17 protein-coding genes are annotated in these 17,024 nt (G+C 71.6%); 14 read left to right on the top strand and 3 right to left on the bottom strand.

Annotated elements, in window-relative coordinates:
* Nucleotides 1-59 precede the first annotated feature (59 nt).
* The 3 genes from BIU95_RS10750 (at nt 60) to BIU95_RS10740 (ending at nt 1,353) form a co-directional block, all read left to right on the top strand.
* Nucleotides 60-599: a gluconokinase gene (locus BIU95_RS10750; RefSeq protein ID WP_017886770.1), complete on the top strand. Its 540-nt coding sequence runs from the start codon at nt 60-62 to the stop codon at nt 597-599.
* Between the two features lie 176 nt (nt 600-775).
* The gene (locus BIU95_RS10745) at nt 776-979 is read left to right on the top strand and encodes a ribbon-helix-helix protein, CopG family (protein ID WP_017886769.1); all 204 of its coding nucleotides are present in this window, start codon (nt 776-778) and stop codon (nt 977-979) included.
* Entirely contained in the window at nt 976-1,353 is a 378-nt protein-coding gene (locus BIU95_RS10740) for a type II toxin-antitoxin system death-on-curing family toxin (RefSeq protein ID WP_071251659.1), read from the top strand. Before BIU95_RS10745 ends, BIU95_RS10740 begins: the two co-directional genes overlap by 4 nt.
* A 44-nt stretch (nt 1,354-1,397) precedes the next feature.
* Here BIU95_RS10740 and BIU95_RS10735 read toward each other — a convergent pair whose 3' ends face one another.
* The 3 genes from BIU95_RS10735 to BIU95_RS10725 form a co-directional block, all read right to left on the bottom strand.
* Nucleotides 1,398-2,006, bottom strand: a complete 609-nt coding sequence (locus BIU95_RS10735) for a class I SAM-dependent methyltransferase (protein ID WP_056072803.1) — start codon at nt 2,004-2,006, stop codon at nt 1,398-1,400.
* A gap of 170 nt (nt 2,007-2,176) precedes the next feature.
* Entirely contained in the window at nt 2,177-3,673 is a 1,497-nt protein-coding gene (gene uxaC / locus BIU95_RS10730; protein WP_071251658.1) for a glucuronate isomerase, read from the bottom strand.
* A 56-nt stretch (nt 3,674-3,729) separates the two neighbouring features.
* Nucleotides 3,730-4,902, bottom strand: coding sequence for a LacI family DNA-binding transcriptional regulator (locus BIU95_RS10725; protein ID WP_175470754.1), 1,173 nt, complete (start codon nt 4,900-4,902; stop codon nt 3,730-3,732).
* A 120-nt stretch (nt 4,903-5,022) separates the two neighbouring features.
* Here BIU95_RS10725 and BIU95_RS10720 point away from each other — a divergent pair, with 120 nt between their 5' ends.
* The 11 genes from BIU95_RS10720 (at nt 5,023) to BIU95_RS10670 (ending at nt 17,024) form a co-directional block, all read left to right on the top strand.
* Nucleotides 5,023-6,378, top strand: a complete 1,356-nt coding sequence (locus tag BIU95_RS10720; RefSeq protein WP_175470753.1) for an ABC transporter substrate-binding protein — start codon at nt 5,023-5,025, stop codon at nt 6,376-6,378.
* Entirely contained in the window at nt 6,378-7,400 is a 1,023-nt protein-coding gene (locus BIU95_RS10715) for a carbohydrate ABC transporter permease (protein WP_056072810.1), read from the top strand. The genes BIU95_RS10720 and BIU95_RS10715 overlap by 1 nt, the downstream gene beginning before the upstream one ends.
* A complete protein-coding gene (locus tag BIU95_RS10710) occupies nt 7,397-8,356 on the top strand; it encodes a carbohydrate ABC transporter permease (RefSeq protein ID WP_175470752.1) in 960 nt (319 codons plus the stop codon). The genes BIU95_RS10715 and BIU95_RS10710 overlap by 4 nt, the downstream gene beginning before the upstream one ends.
* 73 nt (nt 8,357-8,429) lie before the next feature.
* A complete protein-coding gene (locus BIU95_RS10705; RefSeq protein ID WP_071251657.1) occupies nt 8,430-9,269 on the top strand; it encodes a sugar phosphate isomerase/epimerase in 840 nt (279 codons plus the stop codon).
* Nucleotides 9,266-10,525 carry a Gfo/Idh/MocA family protein gene (locus BIU95_RS10700; protein ID WP_071251656.1) on the top strand — a complete coding sequence of 420 codons (1,260 nt, stop codon included), beginning with the start codon at nt 9,266-9,268 and terminating at the stop codon, nt 10,523-10,525. The genes BIU95_RS10705 and BIU95_RS10700 overlap by 4 nt, the downstream gene beginning before the upstream one ends.
* A complete protein-coding gene (locus BIU95_RS10695) occupies nt 10,522-11,409 on the top strand; it encodes a sugar phosphate isomerase/epimerase (RefSeq protein WP_071251655.1) in 888 nt (295 codons plus the stop codon). The genes BIU95_RS10700 and BIU95_RS10695 overlap by 4 nt, the downstream gene beginning before the upstream one ends.
* A complete protein-coding gene (locus BIU95_RS10690) occupies nt 11,406-12,689 on the top strand; it encodes a mannitol dehydrogenase family protein (protein WP_071251654.1) in 1,284 nt (427 codons plus the stop codon). Before BIU95_RS10695 ends, BIU95_RS10690 begins: the two co-directional genes overlap by 4 nt.
* Nucleotides 12,686-14,038: a D-mannonate dehydratase ManD gene (gene manD / locus BIU95_RS10685; protein WP_254783341.1), complete on the top strand. Its 1,353-nt coding sequence runs from the start codon at nt 12,686-12,688 to the stop codon at nt 14,036-14,038. Before BIU95_RS10690 ends, manD begins: the two co-directional genes overlap by 4 nt.
* A gap of 92 nt (nt 14,039-14,130) precedes the next feature.
* Nucleotides 14,131-15,033 (top strand): hypothetical protein, encoded by a 903-nt coding sequence (locus BIU95_RS10680; RefSeq protein WP_071251653.1) that lies wholly within the window; start codon nt 14,131-14,133, stop codon nt 15,031-15,033.
* A gap of 84 nt (nt 15,034-15,117) precedes the next feature.
* Entirely contained in the window at nt 15,118-16,371 is a 1,254-nt protein-coding gene (locus tag BIU95_RS10675; RefSeq protein ID WP_052481663.1) for a sensor histidine kinase, read from the top strand.
* The gene (locus BIU95_RS10670) at nt 16,368-17,024 is read left to right on the top strand and encodes a response regulator transcription factor (protein WP_042537855.1); all 657 of its coding nucleotides are present in this window, start codon (nt 16,368-16,370) and stop codon (nt 17,022-17,024) included. The genes BIU95_RS10675 and BIU95_RS10670 overlap by 4 nt, the downstream gene beginning before the upstream one ends.

Below are 17,024 nucleotides of genomic sequence, written 5' to 3'. Positions count from 1 at the left end.
ACCGCACAGGAGTTCCGGGAACTGGGGACCAGAGTTCACCGGATCAATACTGTGGAGGGATGAGCGAGCTCGCTGTCCACCCGCCCGTCCTCGTCATGGGAGTCTCGGGCTCCGGCAAGTCCACCATCGGCCAGACCCTCACCGACGCCCTGGTCGCGCAGGGCGAACCCTGTGTCTTCGTCGACGCCGACGACCTGCACCCGGCCGCCAACAAGGAGAAGATGCGGCAGGGCACGCCGCTCACCGACGAGGACCGCTGGCCGTGGCTCGACGCCTGCGCCGAGCGGATCGCCGCGGTCGAGGCCGACGGGTCCCGGTGCGTGATGGCGAACTCAGCGCTCAAGCGCGTCTACCGGGACCGTCTGCGCGCATCCGCACCGGGGCTCGTCATCGCCTTCCTCGACGGGTCCCGCGACCTCATCGCCGAGCGGCAGTCCCACCGTCACCACGAGTACATGCCGACGACCCTGCTCGACTCGCAGTTCGCGACCCTCGAGCGGCCGCAGCCCGACGAGGCGGCGGTCGCGGTGTCGATCGACGGATCGGTCGACGACACCGTGCGGGAGATCCTCGCCGCGCTCGCGGTCACCACCGACTGACGAACGTCGACGACCTGCGACGGATCCTGGCAGTTCCTCCACAGGGCGCAGCGCGGCCGTCGTCATCCCCATCAGCCCCCTGGTCTCGTCTGCGTCGACGGGGACGCTCGTACCGTCGTTCCATGACCACGATCACTGCAGCCCGTTCAGGTACCACCGTTGATACCATCGACTCCATGGCCATGACCCTCCGACTCGACGATGCCGAGGCAGCGGCGTTGCGCAAGCGTGCTGACCTCGAGGAGCGCTCGATGCAGGACGTCGCCCGCGCCGCCATCCGCGAGTACGTCGAGCAGCACAGCCGCAGCGACCTGATCGACGGCATCCTCGACCGAGAGCTCCCGCGCTACGCCGAGGCGCTCGAACGACTCGGCAAGTGATCCACCTCACGACCGACGAGACGTTGCACATCGCTCGTCGGACCCTGGGGGCTGACTCCGTGATCCGCGACGTCGGACTGCTCGAGGCGGCGGTCGCGCGACCCGCCGCGTCGGTAGGCGGGAACGACGCCTACCCGACACTGGTCGAGAAAGCGGCGGCGCTCGTCCACTCCGCCCTCCGGAACCACGCCTTGGTCGACGGCAACAAGCGCCTCGGGCTGATGCTGCTCGTGGTCTTCCTCGGCGTGAACGGTGTCCGGCTCCACGCCTCGAACGATCAGGCGTACGACTTCATCGTCGCGATCGCGGAAGGGGAACTCGATGCCGTGACGGAGATCGCCGCTGCTCTGAGCGCGATGGTCTCGGACGCCTGACCGGCCGCTCGGACGGACGGCGGTCAGCGGTCAGCGATCAGCGATCAGCGGCGCACCGCACTGATCGCCCCGTGCGGCCGGTGCTCCGGAGCCGTGCGGGTGTGGACGTCCGCGACGTCGAACCCCGCTTCGTCCAGCAGCGCCGCCAGGGACGCGACCGGCCAGCGGTACGCGGTGACGACCGCGTGGTCGAAGGCCTCGACCGCGGCGCCCTCGAAGAACCCGAGCAACAGCCCACCGCCGGGGGCGAGCACCCGACAGAACTCGGCGAGTGCCCCACCGATCTGCGATGGGTCGTGGTGGATCACCGAGTACCACGCGAGGACCCCGTCGACGCTGCCGTCCGCAAGCGGCAGCGCGTCGAGCGACCCGACCCGGAAGTCGAGGTCCGCGTCCACAGCGCCGTGCGTCCGTCGTGCGTGCTCGACGAACTGCGGCACCGCGTCGATGCCGGTGACGCGGTGCCCCTGCCGTGCGAGGTGCGCCGTCCAGTGCCCGGGACCGCACCCGGCGTCGACCAGGGGACCGCTGCGACCGGCTGCCCAGGCGTCGACGAGGGCTCGGTCGTCGGGGTGGACGGCGCTCATCGACCCGAGCAGTGCCGCGTACTCATCGGCCCGAGCGCCGTACGCCGCCGTCACCCGCTCCGTCATGTGCCCGACGGTACCGGCGCATCACCGAACCGTGCGAGGTTCCGTGTCCCGTGCGACCCGGCAACCTCGCACCAGGCACGGAACCTCGCACCACGCGGCCACCAGCGCGCCGCACCTCGCACCACGCGGCCACCAGCGCGCCGCACCCCGCACCACGCGCCCCCCCCCGCTCAGAGCTTGAACGTCGCCTTCGGGATGTCGGACACGATGCGCCGGGCCGTGTGCACGGCGTCCTCCTCCGAGATCTGGTGCGTGACCACGAGTGACGCCAGGTACGCCGCGTCCGCCCGCCGAGCCATGTCGTGCCGCGCCGGGATCGAGCAGTACGCGCGGGTGTCGTCGATGAACCCGGAGGTCTTGGTGAACGACGCCGAGTCGGTGACGGCCGAGCGGTAGCGCCCGATGGCCGCCGGGGTGTCGATGAACCACCACGGCGCGCCCGCGTACACGGCGGGGTAGAAGCCTGCGAGCGGCCCGATCTCGCGCGAGAAGACGGTCTCGTCGACGGTGAACAGCACCAGGTGGAACCCGGGAGCGGTGCCGAAGGACTCGAGCAGCGGCCGGAGCGGCTCGGTGAACGACCCGACGGCCGGCAGGTCGTGGCCGGTGTCCGGCCCGAAGCGCTCGAGCGTCGGGGTGTGGTGGTTCCGGATCACCCCGGGGTGCAGCTGCATGACGAGGCCGTCCTCGACGCTCATCTCGGCCCAGCGGTAGAGCATGTCGTGGCGGTACGCCGTCGCCTCGGCATCGGTGACCGAGGACGCATCCCGCAGCGCCGCCGCGTGGATGCGTTCCCGCTCGCTCGACGACAGTGGGGCGGAGCCCGCGTCGAGCACCCCGGTGTCGGTGGCGGTCGCGCCGTGCTCGATGAAGTGGTGGCGACGTGCGCGGAGCGCCGCCAACAGTCCTGCGTGGGTACCCGTGTCGATGCCTGCGGCCTCGCCGATCGACGCGACCACGGGCCTCCAGTCCGACCGCGTCGGGTCGAACACGGCGTCCGCGCGGAACGTCGGGAGGACCCGGCCGGTGAAGCCGGGGTCGGCGGCGAGCTGCGCGTGCGCAGCGAGGTCGTCCGCCGGGCCGTCCGTGGTGGCGAGGACCTCGATCCCGAAGGCGTCGAAGAGCGCGCGTGGCCGGAAGGCGGGGGATGCCAGCAGGCCGGCGATGTGGTCGTACTGGTCGTCCGCGTTCGCCGCGGACGGTGCCTGGTCGAGCCCGAACACGTCGTGGAGCTCCGTCTCGAACCAGTAGCGCACGGGGGTCCCGAGGAAGTCGTCCCAGTGCTCCGCCAGCTGCCGCCAGACGGCACGGCCTGGCGGCGTCGGCTCAGCGGCATCGCGCCAGCGATGCGCCGACGCCGCCGGGCGAGCCTGCGAGCCCGGGCGGGGCCCCGACAGGTCCGCGCGTCCCAGCGCAGCCAGGTCCACCCCGTTCGCGTGCAGCAGGCGGAGCACGTAGTGGTCGGGCGTGATGAGCAGCGACGCGGGGTCGCTGAACGGCTGGTCCGCGGCGATCAGTGCTGCATCGACGTGCCCGTGCGGCGAGATGATCGGGGCGTCCTTGACCGCCTCGTACACGGTGCGTGCCACGGCTCGGGCCCCGGGGTCGGCGGGGAACAGCCGGTCGGGGTGCGGCGCGAGCCGGGTGGGGGTGCTGGTGCGGGTCATCATCGACTCCTTCGGGGCGGCGAGTTCGGGGCGGTGAGTTCTGGGGGCGTGCGGGATCAGGCGATGCCAGCCCGGGGCGCCGGCCCGGTCGACTCGCGCACGGTCAGGTGGGTGGGCAGGGCGACGGCGCCGGACATGTGCTCCCCCGGCAGCTCGTCGGCGGGCAGGGCGCCGAGGCGGCCGAGCAGCATCCGGATCGCGACCCGGCCGGCCCGTTCGATCGGCGAGGTCATCGTGGTGAGCGGCGGGTTGCAGAAGTCGGCGCCGAAGATGTCGTCGCAGCCGACGATGCTCATGTCCCGGGGGACGCGGACCCCGCGCTCCCGCAGTCGGGCGAGCATCCCGATGGCGATCAGGTCGTTGAAGGCGATGCACGCGGTCGCCCCGGCGTGCACGGCGGCGTCGGCAGCGGCGGCACCGGAGTCCACGAAGGGCGCGTGCGGGCCGACCCGGGCGACGCGGACGCCCAGGCGCTTGGCGACCTGCACGAGTGCTCGCCACCGTCGCTCGTTCGACCACGAGCTGTCCGGCCCGGCGACGTACAGGATCTCCCGGTGTCCCAGCGACACCAGATGCTGGACCGCCTGCTCGACGCCGCCGGGGGTGTCGATGAGCACCGAGGGCACGCCTGCGGGCCTGCGGTTCACGACGACCAGGGTGATCCGCTCGGCGAACCGGGCGATCTGCGCGTCGGACAGTCGTGACGCGGTGAGCACGACCCCGTCGGCCTTCGCCCCGACGGCGGTGAGCGCGGCCATCTCGGCGTCTGCGGACTCCTCGGTGTCGACGAGCAACTGGGTCCAGCCGGCCCCGGCGAGCTGGTGCTGCGTGCCGCGGATGACGTCGAAGTAGAACGGGTTCGTGATGTCGGACACGAGCACGGCGACGGCGCGGGTGCGGCCCGAGGTCAGTGCCCGGGCCTGCGAGTTGGCGACGTACCCGAGTTCGCGGGCCGCCTGCTGGATGCGCTCCTGGGTGACGGCGTTGACCCGGTCGGGCAGGGACAGGGCGCGGGAGACGGTGGAGGCGGCGACCCCGGTCGCGTCGGCGATGTCGCGGATGGTGACGCGACGCGCGGCACCAGCGGCGGCACCGGCAGCGCGAGCACCGCCTGCAGCGTCGGCAGTGCGAGCACCAGCGGCGGTGCCCGCGCCAGCGGCGCCAGCGGCACCAGCAGCGCCCGCGGCACCGCCCGTGCGCCCGCCGCCGTCCGTCGAGAGGTCCTTCACGAGGCCGAACGTATTCGCGTCTGGCAACAAGTGGCAACCGGTTGCCGCATGTTGCCAACGGCGGAACAGTGGTGCCACCGAGCAGCGCCGCTCGGAGGAGGTCTCGAGGAGGAAACCCCCGTGAAGACGCGAAGACTGCAAGTCCGCACCCTCGTCGGTGCCGTCGCCGTGGTCGCCCTCGCCGCACTGTCCCTGCAGGGATGCGCCGTGGTGAACGGCAGCGGCGACGACCCGAACACCCTCCGCGTGATGATGGGCGCGGACACCACCTACCCCAAGGAACGCAAGCAGTGGCAGCGGGACACCGCCGCCGAGTTCAAGCGCACCACCGGTGCGGACATCCAGTGGGAGACTTACTCGTCCGCGCAGGAGGAACTGACCGCGATCCAGACGAGCGTCATCTCCGGCCAGGGCCCTGACGTGTACGCGATCGGCACCACGTTCACCCCGACCGCCTACGCCACCGGCGCCTTCGTCGAGATGGGCACGAAGGAGTGGGACGCGATCGGCGGTAAGGACCAGTTCGACCCCGCGTCGTTCGGCATCTCCGGTCCGAGTGCGTCGAAGCAGATCGGGATCCCGTTCGCCAGCCGGCCGTTCGTGATGGCCGTGAACAAGGACCTGCTCGCGAAGGCCGGGATCACCGACATGCCCACCACCTGGGACGAGCTGACCGCCGACGCGAAGGCCACCACGGGTGACGGACGGTACGGCATGGCGATCGCCTACGCCGACGGCTTCGACCCGTGGAAGTTCGTGTGGGGGATGGCCCAGAACGCCGGCAACACGATCGTCGACGGCTCGAAGGCCGAGATCGACAGCAAGGCCGTCGAGAACGCCTACCGCACCTACTTCGACTGGGTCACCAAGGACGGTGTCGTCGACCCGGCCGCGATCGGCTGGAACAACGCCCAGGCCCTGGCGCAGTTCACCGAGGGCAAGGCGGCGTTCTTCCCGATGACCACCACCACCGCGATCAACTCGTTCAAGGGCACCAAGGTCGACGGCGACTACGAGTTCGCCCTGCTGCCCACCGTCCCCCCGGGTGCGACCGAGCGGCCGTCCGACGGCATCGAGGCCGCCAGCATCCTGTCCGGCGACAACTGGGTCGTCGCCGACTACGGCACCAAGCAGAAGCTGTCGTTCGCGTTCGTCAAGCAGCTCAGCGCCCCGAAGGCGCAGCTCGAGTACTACGACCTGTTCGGCAACCTGCCGACCAACGCATCGGCCGCCGCCGACCTGGCCGCCGACAACCCGCAGCTCAAGCCGATCATCGACGCCGGCCGCCTGTCCAAGCCGACCGCGTTCACCGGCGCCTGGTCCGACATCCAGCTCGCCCTGGTCGACGTGGTCGTGCAGTCGATCCCGTCGCTGAAGTCCGGCGAGGTCACCGACGACCAGCTCCGCAAGCGCCTGCAGGACGCCCAGAAGGACGCCCAGGCCACCCTCGACCGTCAGAAGAACGGAGGTCTGTGATGACCAGCACGCAGACCAGGCCCCGCACCGATTCGGCGCCGCCCCGCCCGGTCCGTCCGGCCGGCAAGACGCCCCTGTACAAACGCGAGCGCCCGCTGTGGATGCTCCTGCCCGGCGGGCTCCTCATGCTCGCCGTCATCGTGGTGCCGCTGGTGGTGGGCTTCTGGATCGCGATGCTCGACCTCGACCAGTACACGCTCCGCCAGTGGTTCAGCGCCCCGTTCGTCGGGTTCGCCAACTTCACCGAGGCGTTCACGAACTCGCCGCTGCTGCACTCGATCTGGATCTCGGTGTCGCTGTCGGTGCTCGTCACCGCGGTGACCGTGCCGATCGGCGTCGCCGCCGCGATCTCGACGCAGAACCGGTTCCCCGGTCGCGGGCTCGTCCGCTCGATCTACCTGATCCCGTACGTGCTCCCGGCATTCGTCGTCGGCACGTTCTTCCGCACGATGCTCCAGCCGCAGGGAGTCGTGAACTCGATCCTGCACACCGACGTGCTGTGGCTGAACGGCTCGGCGTCGTACTGGGCGCTCGCCGGCGTGATGATCTGGACGAGCTGGCCCTTCGTCTACCTGCTGTCCCTGGCCGGGCTGCAGGCCGTGGACAACGAGGTGCACGAGGCCGCCGCACTCGACGGGGTGACCTGGTGGGCGAAGCTGCGGTACATCATCTTCCCGTACCTGCGCGGCCCGCTGAGCCTCGCGGTGATCATCTCGATCCTGCACAACATCAACAACTTCACGCTGCCGTTCGTGCTGTTCGGCATCCCGCTGCCGTCCAGCGTCGAGGTGATGCCCGTCCTGACGTACATCGCGAGCTTCCAGTCGTTCCGCTTCGGCCTGTCCGCGGCGATGGCGATCTGCTCACTCGTGATCGTCGCGATCCCGCTGTTCGTCTACCTGCGGGCGGTCAAGCTCGACACCGGCGACGACGCCGGCCCCAACCGGAAGCAGCGTCGCGCCGACCGCGCCACGCTCGCCGCCGCCCCGACCGCCGCCGACATCGACGGAGCACGCGCATGACCACCCCGAGCACGTCCTTCAGCACCCGCACCCGCCCCACCGCGACGCTCACCGAGAGCATCACGACCGGCAGCGGCGGACGACGGACCAAACGCCCCTACGACACCGACGTCACCCGGCTGCTGCCGCGCTGGCTGCTCGTCACCGTCATCGCGGTGATCATCGCGTTCATCGCCGTCCCGGTGCTCTACATCCTGTTCGGCTCGGTCAACTCCGACGTCGCGGTCGCCCGCGGCGAGTACTTCCCGTCCGAGTTCACCCTGTCGAACTACGTCGAGATCTGGTCCACCGTCGCCCTCGGCGAGGGACTGGTGAACTCGATGCTCACCGCCGGAGCCGTCGCCGTCGCGAGTGCCGCGCTCGCCGTGTCCACGGCGTACGTGCTGGTGCGGTTCCGGTTCCTCGGCCGCCTGACGATCCTCCGCGGACTCCTCGCCCTGCAGTCGATCCCCGGCACGCTCCTGCTGCTGCCGGTCTTCGTGGTGTTCTCGAACATCGCCAGTGCCACCGGCGTGCAGATCATCGGCACCCGGTGGGGCCTGTTCGTCACCTACCTGACGTTCGCGCTGCCGTTCTCGACGTGGGTCATGGTCACGTACCTGCGCGGCCTGCCGAAGGAACTCGAGGAAGCGGCGCGCATCGACGGCGCCAGCTCGACGAAGATCCTGACCAAGATCGTGCTCCCACTGTCGTGGCCGGGCATCGTCGTGTCCGCGATCTTCGCGTTCCTGCTCGGGTGGAACGACGTCCTGTTCTCCACGATCATGACGACCCCGAACACCCGGACGGTCGCCGTGGTGCTGCAGGTGCTCGGCACCACGCAAGAGGGCGGTGCCGTCCCGATCTACGGCCAGATGATGGCCGCCTCGATCGTGTGCGCCGTCCCCGTCGTCGCCCTGTACCTGATCTTCCAGCGCTACCTGGTCGGCGGTCTGACCGCCGGCTCCGTCAAGTAGTCCGCAACCCAGAACCGGACTGGAGGCCCGAGGCGGCCCCGCCACGCGCCTCCCGTCCGAACGAAAGGACACCATGACCGACCAGCCCACGTGGGAACTCTCCGGTTTCGGCGACGAGATCGACGCCGACCCGGTCGTCCAGGTCGCGGTCCTGCAGGCGCTCGGCGCGAGCGCCATCGAGGTCCGCAGCGCCTGGGGCGTCAACGTCGTCGACCTCGACGACGACCAGCTCGCCGGACTCCACCGGCTGCTCGACGAGCGTGGGCAGACCGTGTCCGCGATCGCCTCGCCGATCGGCAAGGTGCCCGTCGACGAACCCGTCGAGCACGAGGTCGCACGCCTCGCCCGCGCGATCCGTGCCGCGCACGCCCTCGGCACCACGAACATCCGGATCTTCTCGTTCTACTTCGAAGGTCGGCAGCCGGACGACGTCCGTGACGACGTCCTCGTCCGGATGCGGGCGCTCGCCGACCTCGCCGAGCGCGAAGGGGTGACCCTGCTGCACGAGAACGAGAAGGACATCTACGGCGACGTCCCCGCGCGCGTGCTCGACATCGTCGAGAGCGTCGGTTCGTCCGCGCTCCGACTGGCCTGGGACAACGCGAACTACGTGCAGTGCGGAGTCCGGCCCTTCACCGACGGCTGGGAGCAGCTCGCCCCGTACGTCGACTACCTGCAGGTGAAGGACGCCCTCGCCGACGACTCGTCGGTGGTGCCGGCGGGCGAGGGCGACGGCGAACTGCTCCAGACCCTCACCGCGCTCCGCGACGCCGGGTACTCCGGGTACGCCTCGCTCGAACCGCACCTCAGCGACTTCACCTCCCTCGGCGGGTTCTCCGGCCCCGCGGCCTTCGGTCGTGCCGGCCGGGCCTTCCGCACCCTCACCGACCAGATCGGAGTCACCCTGCGATGACCACCCCACTGAAGTTGGCAGTCGTCGGCGCCGGCGTCATCGGCCGTCACCACGCCACCGTCGCCGTGCACCACCCCGACCTGCAGGTCGTCGCCTTCGTCGACGCCGTACCCGAAGCCGCCACGAGCGCGGCCGACGCGATCGAGGCGATGGGCGTCGCCCGTCCGATCACGACGTCCACCATCGGAGAGGCGATCGACCAGTCCGACATCGACGTCGTCGCGATCTGCTCGCCCTCGGGCATGCACGTGCAGCTGGCCGAGGCCGCCCTGGCCGCCGGCAAGCACGTCGTCATCGAGAAGCCGCTCGACACCACGATGCCCCGGGCGCGGCAGATCGCGGCGCTCGCCGCAGCCGCTCGCGACCGCGGGCTCGTCACGAGCGTCATCAGCCAGCACCGTTTCGACCCGGCCTCGGCGGCCGTCGCCCGGGCGGCGCACGACGGCGGGTTCGGCACCGTGACCTCGGGCCTGGCGAGCGTGGCCTGGTACCGGTCGCAGGGGTACTACGACTCCGGTGACTGGCGCGGCACCTGGGCGCTCGACGGCGGCGGCGCGGTGATGAACCAGGGCGTGCACACCGTCGACCTGCTCGTCTGGGCGCTCGGCCGTCCGGTCGAGATCTCGGCCCAGACCGGGCTCCTCGCCCACGACCGCATCGAGGTCGAGGACACCGCGGTCGCCACCGTCCGGTTCGCCGGCGGGGCGCTCGGCGTCGTCCACTGCACGACCGCCGCGTACCCGGGGCTCTCCGCCCGGTACGCCGTGTACGGCACGCACGGGTCCGCGATCGTCGACGACGACCGGCTCGCCTACTTCCACATCGCCCCGGACACCGCGACGCTCGAGTCCGCCGCGACCACGTCGAACGCCAGCGCGGTCGCCGGAGCCGTCGACCAGAAGGACGACGTCGTCCCGCCCGAGCACGTCGTCGGCGGCCCGGCCGAGCCCGACCACTTCGCCGCCGGGCACGCTCGGCAGTACACCGACATCGTCGACGCGATCCGGCAGGGCCGCGAACCGGGCGTCACCGTCGACGCAGCCCTGGTCTCGCTCGCCACCGTCCGCGGGCTCTACGTCAGTGCGACGCTCGGACACCCCGTGCGCATCGACGACGTGATCGAGGGGACGTACGACGACGTGGTGCCGGTCGTCGGCGGGGCTGATCGAGGGCAAGGCAGCGCCAGCCCAGCCGACGTGGTGCCGGTCGTCGGCACCCCCGCAACCGCCGCCGCGACCGAAGGAGCCACCCGATGAAGTTCTCCGTGTTCACCGCCTCCACTCCCGACTGGACCCCCGCCGAAGCCGCCGAGACCCTGGCGGCGCAGGGCTGGGACGGCATCGAGTGGCGCATCGTCGACGACCGCCCGGCCGACGGCGCCGAGGTCCCCGCCGAGCGGTCGTTCTGGGCGGGCAACAACTCGACCTGGCAGTACACCGGCATCCGCGACCGGGTCGGCGAGATCGCCCGGGTCACCGACGCCGCGGGGCTCGAGTACTCGAGCATCGGCGGCTACCAGCCGGCCGCCGACCACGACGGTGTCGAGACGATGCTCCGCGTGACGAGCGAACTCGGTGCCCGGCAGGTCCGCGTCACGATGCCGCACTACCGGGCCGAGAAGGAACGCACCGGCGAGACCTACCCGCAGCTCTTCGACCGCACCCGGGCCGACCTCGAGTGGGTCGCGGCGCGTGCGTCGGAGCTCGGCGTGAAGGCACTCGTCGAGCTGCACCACATGACGATCACGCCGTCGGCATCCGCGGCACTGCGGCTGATCGACGGTCTCGACCCCGCGCACGTCGGCGTCATCCACGACCTCGGCAACCTCGTGATCGAGGGGTACGAAGACCACCTCGCCGCCTTCGAACTGCTCGGGCCGTACCTGGCCCACGCCCACGTGAAGAACGCCCGCTGGGTCGACACCGGCGACACCCGTGCCGACGGCAGCTCGATCTGGCAGCACGAGTGGGCACCCCTGCGCACCGGCCAGGCGTCGGTGTCCGAGTACCTCGACGCGCTCCGCCAGGTGGGCTACGACGGCTGGGTCACCATCGAGGACTTCTCCACCGACCTGCCGCTCGAGGCCCGCACCGCCGACAACCTCGCCTACCTCCGCTCGCTCGTCCCGGTGACCGCATGACCGATCGCCGACCGGGCATCGTCCACGTGGGGGTGGGCGCGTTCGCGCGCGCCCACCTCGCCTGGTACACCACCCACACCGGCGGCGAACCGTGGGGGATCACCGCCTTCACCGGGCGCTCGCCCGACGTCGCCGACGCCCTGACTGCCCAGGGCTGCCGGTACACGCTGGTCACCCGCGCCGCGTCCGGCGACAGCGCCGAGGTGGTCGACACGATCACGGCCGCCCACCCGGGCAGCGACGACACCGCCTGGAGGCACGTGGTCGCGTCCCCGGAGACGACCATCGTCACGCTGACGGTCACCGAGCAGGGCTACCGGCCCGGTTCCGACGTGCCGGCCCGGTTGGTCGCAGGGCTCGATGCCCGCCGCACCGCCGGCTCCGGGCGCATCGCGCTGGTCAGCCTCGACAACCTGACGCACAACGGGGCGGTCCTGCGCGACGCCGTGCTCGACGCCGTCACCGACGACGCCCTGCGCGACTGGATCGAGGCGAACGTCACGTTCCCGAGCTCGATGGTGGACCGGATCACCCCGGCCACCACCGACGACGACGTCGCGCACCTGCCGGAACTGCCGGGTGCGCTCGCCGGCGACCGGGTCCCCGTCGTGACCGAGCCGTTCGCGGAGTGGGTGCTCGAGGACGCCTTCGACGGGATCGACCGCCCGGCGTGGCAGACGGCGGGCGTCCGGATCGTCGACGACGTCACCCCGTACGAACAGCGGAAGCTCTGGCTGCTGAACGGCTCGCACTCGCTCCTGGCCTACCTGGGGCTGGAACTCGGCCACGACACCGTGGCCGAGGCGATGGACGACCCCGTCTGCCGCACCGCCGTCGAGCAGCTCTGGGACGAAGCCGCGCTCGAGCTGCCCCTGCCCGAGGCCGAGGTCACCGACGCCCGCGAGGCCCTGGTCGAGCGGTTCGCCAACCCGCGCATCCGGCACACCCTGCGGCAGATCGCGTCCGGCGGCTCGCAGAAGCTGCCCGTGCGCATCGTCGACGTCGTGCGGCACCGGCTCAGCCGCGACCCCTCGGCCGGCATCGGTGCCGGGGCGGCCACCGCCCTCGCCGCGTGGTGGCTGCACGTCACGGGGCGGCCCGACCTGGTGGACGACCCCGGCGCCCCCGGGCCAGACTCGGACGTGCACGACGTCCTGGCCGTCGTCGCCCCCGAACTCGACACCACCCCCGTGGTCGCTGCCGTGACGGCGGCGGCCGAGGGCATCCGCACCGCCGCGGCAGCAGCCCGCCAGAGCTCCAACGGAGGAGTCCACGCATGACCGACACGAACACCACGAACCCCGCGGCCCCGGTCCCCGGCGCCACCGACAGCGGGCCGGCCGAGACCACCGCCGGACGTCCGGACACCTGGGCCTCGGCGGACCGCGGGCAGCTGATCGAGCGGGCCGAGGTCATCGTGACCAGCCCGAACCGGAACTTCGTGACGCTCAAGCTCACGACCGCCGACGGCGTCACCGGACTCGGCGACGCCACCCTGAACGGCCGGGAACTCGCCGTCTCCGCGTACCTGTCCGAGCACGTCGTCCCGCTGCTCGTCGGCCGTGATGCCAGCCGCATCGAGGACGCCTGGCAGTTCCTGTACCGGTCGTCGTACTGGCGCCGCGGACCGGTCACGATGGCCGCGATCGCCGCCGTCGACATGGCCCTCTGGGACATCAAGGCGAAGGTCGCCGGGATGCCGCTCTACCAGCTGCTCGGCGGGGCATCGCGCACCGGGCTGATGGCGTACGGCCACGCCTCGGGCAAGGAACTGCCCGAGCTGTTCGACTCCATCCGAGAGCACCAGGAAGAGGGCTACCGCTCCATCCGCGTGCAGACCGGTGTCCCCGGCCTCGAGTCCATCTACGGCATCGCGTCGAACACGACCACCGAGGGCAACGCCGGCGTCCGCTACGACTTCGAACCCGCCCAGCGCGGTGCGTACCCGGCGATGGAGGACTGGGACACCCGTGCCTACCTGCGCCACGTGCCCACCGTGTTCGAGGCCGTCCGCAACGAGTTCGGCCCGGAGCTGCCCCTGCTGCACGACGGTCACCACCGGATGACCCCGCTGCAGGCCGCGAAGCTCGGCAAGTCGCTCGAGCCGTACGACCTGTTCTGGCTCGAGGACTGCACCCCCGCCGAGAACCAGGAGGCCCTGCAGCTCGTCCGGCAGCACACCACGACGCCGCTGGCGATCGGCGAGGTGTTCAACACCATCTGGGACTTCAAGGACATCATCCGCGACCAGCTCATCGACTACGTGCGAGGTGCCGTCACGCACATGGGCGGCGTCACCCCGCTCAAGAAGACGATGGAGTACGCCGCGCTCTACCAGGTCAAGTCCGGGTTCCACGGGCCGACCGACATCTCCCCGGTGGGCCTCGCCGCGCAGATGCACCTCGGGCTCGCGATCCACAACTTCGGCATCCAGGAGTACATGCAGCACGGGCCGCAGACCAACCAGGTGTTCCACCAGACGTTCACGTTCAGCGACGGCTACCTGCACCCGGGTGACGAGCCGGGTCTCGGGGTCAGTCTCGATGTCGACGAGGCCGGCAAGTACCCGTACGAGCAGGCGTACCTGCCGTTCAACCGCCTGGCCGACGGCACCGTCCACGACTGGTAGTCCCCGAAGCCGCGGGCAGGGTGCTGCGCGGGCAGGGTGCTGCGCGGGCACGGTGCTGCGCGGGCACGGTGGTGAACGGGCACAGTGGTCGCATGGAGTTCGCCGACGTCGCCAGGGAGCTGCTGCTCGTCGCGCCGCCGGACTTCGTCGCCGAGCGCACCGCACGGCAGCGCGCGGTGCGGCCGGACGACCGTGCCCTCGCGACGGCGATCGGGAAGCTCCGGAAGCCCTCACCGGCCGCCTGGGTGATCGACCTGCTCGCCCACGACGGTGCCCTCGACGACGCCGTCGACCTCGGACCGGCGCTCCGCAAGGCCCAAGCCGACGCCGACCCCGACGCGATCCGGACCCTCCGTCGGCAGCGCGCCGAGGTCGTCGACGCCCTCGCGCAGGCCGGTGCGGACCTGGCGTCCGACGCCGGACATCCCGTCACCCCGGCGGTGCTCGAGCAGGTCCGGTCGACGATCGAGGCGGCGATGGCGGATCCGCACGCCGGCGCGGCCGTCCGGTCAGGGCTGCTCGTGACGGCGCTCGAGAGCGTGGGGTTCGACGCGGTCGACCTCGACGGGGCGCTCGCGGATCCGGACGCGGTGCCCGATGCCTGGTCCGGCAGCGATGCCCCACCCATCCCCATCTCCCAGGCGAGGGGTGCGCGGAAGGCGAGCCGTGCCTCCAGGCCCGCGCAGCGCGACGCCGCGGAACCGGACGCCGAACCCGAACCGAAGCGCGACCCGGCCGCCGACCGGAAGGCCGCGCGCCAGGCCGAGACCGCAGCGCGCACGGAGTCCCGCGACGCCGACGCAGCACTCGACACCGCCGAGGCCGATCTCGAACAGGCGGAGGAGCGCCGCGCGGAGCTCCAGCGTGCCCTCGAGCAGGCCGAAGCCGAGATCACCCGGCTCGAAGCAGCCCGCGACCAGGCCGAGGCGGCGAGCGACCGGGCCCGCGACGTCCTCCACGCCGCGCAGGAGCACCGTCGGAAGGTCCGTCGCTGAGCGAACCGACGCGTCCTCATCACCTCGGATGAAAAGCGGTCGCGCGGCTCGGTCCCCGTGCAGCGCGGCCCATACGCTCGCGTCATGACCTCCTTCCTCCGCCGGTACCGGCACCTGCTGGCCCCGGCCGCCGGTGCCGTGTACCTCGTGCTCTGGATCGTCGCCGAAGCCGGACGTGCGGGACTCGCCGACCACGTCGTCGTGGTGTCGGCCTTCGCCGTCGCCATCGGCCTCGCCGCGTGGATGCCCGCGACCGCGCTCGGACTGGTCGTCGGCATCCCGCTCCTGCAGGCTGCCCGGCTGCTCACCCGGCCGACCGACACGACCTGGCCGGAGTACCTGGCGATCGCGATCGTCGTCGGCGTCGTCGGCGCCGGTCGGTCCGACCTGCTCCGCTACCTCGCGGTCCCCGTGCTCCTGCTCGCGAGCGCGGCGGCCGCCTGGGCGATGGCGGTCCCGACCGCTGCCGACCAGGACGTCTGGGGCAGCTGGGTGGGGAACGAGGGCGGGACCCGGTCGGACCTCGTCACGATCACGTTCGCGTTCGTCGGGGTCAGCGGTGTCGCCTGGGCCGTCGGCGTGGCCATCGGTGCCGCGTGGCGGATCGGCCTCGCCCGGGTCCGTGTGGTCGAGGCGCAGCGCCGCACCGAGGTGACCACGACCGAGCTCCGCGCCGAGCAGGACCGTGCCCGCATCGCCCGCGACGTGCACGACTCGCTGGCCCACTCGCTGGCGGTCGTCGTGTCCCAGGCCCAGGGGGCCGCAGCCATCGCCGTGCGGGACGAACACGCTGCCCGGGCGCTGCAGGACATCGCTGACGTGAGCCGCTCGGCACTGGGCGACGTCCGGGCCCTGGTCGAACGCATCCAGGCGAGCGACGACGCCGACCGTCACGGCTTGCTCGATGTCCCCGACCTGGTCGAGGACATGCGGGAGCTCGGGATGACCGCGACGTTCGAGGAGCACGGCGCAGCCGGTCAGGTCCCCGCGGGCAGCGCCAGCGCGGTGCACCGGATCGTCCAGGAGAGCCTGACGAACGTGCTGAAGCACCAGGGGCGGACAGCGACGGCCCGGGTGGCGCTCGACTGGCGCGGGCCGGGGCTCGGCGTCGTCGTGACGTCACGGGGCAGCGAACCGCTCGTCGAGCTCGACGGTTTCGGGTCCGGTGTCGCCGGGATGCAGGAGCGTGCACGACTGGCCGGCGGCTGGCTGCGTGCCGGTGTCGGCGACACCACGGACGAGTGGGTCGTCACCGCGTGGCTGCCGACGACCGCCGCCGTGCCGACGCACGACACCGACACCGACACCGCGGCCGTCCGGCCGGAGCGCGTCCGATGAGCGCCGTCCGCGTCGCCGTCGTCGACGACCAACGACTGTTCGCCACCGGGATGCAGATGCTCGTGGACGCCCAGGACGACATGACCTGTGTCGGGACCGCCGGCGACGGTGCCGCCGCCCTCGAACTCTGCGCCGCCGAACACCCCGACGTCCTGCTGCTCGACCTGCGGATGCCGGTCATGAACGGCATCGAGACCCTGACCCGGCTCGCCGCGTCGACCCAGGACCGCCCGCGGGTCGTCGCGCTCACGACCATCCGCCGCGACGACGCCGTGCTCGCCGCACTCCGCGCCGGCGCCGCAGCGTTCCTGACGAAGGACGCCCTGCCCGACGTCGTCACCGCGACCATCCGCGACGTGCACGCGGGCCGACCGGCACCGACGGAAGCGGAGGCGCTCGACCTGCTGCGCGCGCAGGGCACCCCGGCCGTCACCGATCGGCGTGACGAGGTGCTCGACTCGCTGACGGCTCGCGAGCGCGAGGTCTTCATGCTCGTCGCGAAGGGGCTCAGCAACGCCGAGATCGCCGAGTCGGTCTTCCTGAGCGACGCCACCGTGAAGACCCACGTCCGCGCCGTCCTGACGAAGCTCGGCCTCCGGAACCGGATCCAGGTCGTCATCACCGCACACGAACGCGGCCTCGTCCGCGCCTAG

Source organism: Curtobacterium sp. MCBA15_007, from assembly GCF_001864905.1.
Taxonomy (GTDB): domain Bacteria; phylum Actinomycetota; class Actinomycetes; order Actinomycetales; family Microbacteriaceae; genus Curtobacterium; species Curtobacterium poinsettiae.
This window is presented reverse-complemented; position numbering and strand designations above follow the sequence as displayed.

Bases quoted from the DNA above. Each gene is read 5' to 3' on its own strand.
- BIU95_RS10750 (WP_017886770.1), top strand. From the start codon at position 60: ATGAGCGAGCTCGCTGTCCACCCGCCCGTCCTCGTCATGGGAGTCTCG.
- BIU95_RS10745 (WP_017886769.1), top strand. From the start codon at position 776: ATGGCCATGACCCTCCGACTCGACGATGCCGAGGCAGCGGCGTTGCGC.
- BIU95_RS10735 (WP_056072803.1), bottom strand. From the start codon at position 2,006: ATGACGGAGCGGGTGACGGCGGCGTACGGCGCTCGGGCCGATGAGTAC.
- uxaC (WP_071251658.1), bottom strand. From the start codon at position 3,673: ATGACCCGCACCAGCACCCCCACCCGGCTCGCGCCGCACCCCGACCGG.
- BIU95_RS10715 (WP_056072810.1), top strand. From the start codon at position 6,378: ATGACCAGCACGCAGACCAGGCCCCGCACCGATTCGGCGCCGCCCCGC.
- BIU95_RS10710 (WP_175470752.1), top strand. From the start codon at position 7,397: ATGACCACCCCGAGCACGTCCTTCAGCACCCGCACCCGCCCCACCGCG.
- BIU95_RS10705 (WP_071251657.1), top strand. From the start codon at position 8,430: ATGACCGACCAGCCCACGTGGGAACTCTCCGGTTTCGGCGACGAGATC.
- BIU95_RS10700 (WP_071251656.1), top strand. From the start codon at position 9,266: ATGACCACCCCACTGAAGTTGGCAGTCGTCGGCGCCGGCGTCATCGGC.
- BIU95_RS10695 (WP_071251655.1), top strand. From the start codon at position 10,522: ATGAAGTTCTCCGTGTTCACCGCCTCCACTCCCGACTGGACCCCCGCC.
- BIU95_RS10690 (WP_071251654.1), top strand. From the start codon at position 11,406: ATGACCGATCGCCGACCGGGCATCGTCCACGTGGGGGTGGGCGCGTTC.
- manD (WP_254783341.1), top strand. From the start codon at position 12,686: ATGACCGACACGAACACCACGAACCCCGCGGCCCCGGTCCCCGGCGCC.
- BIU95_RS10680 (WP_071251653.1), top strand. From the start codon at position 14,131: ATGGAGTTCGCCGACGTCGCCAGGGAGCTGCTGCTCGTCGCGCCGCCG.
- BIU95_RS10675 (WP_052481663.1), top strand. From the start codon at position 15,118: ATGACCTCCTTCCTCCGCCGGTACCGGCACCTGCTGGCCCCGGCCGCC.
- BIU95_RS10670 (WP_042537855.1), top strand. From the start codon at position 16,368: ATGAGCGCCGTCCGCGTCGCCGTCGTCGACGACCAACGACTGTTCGCC.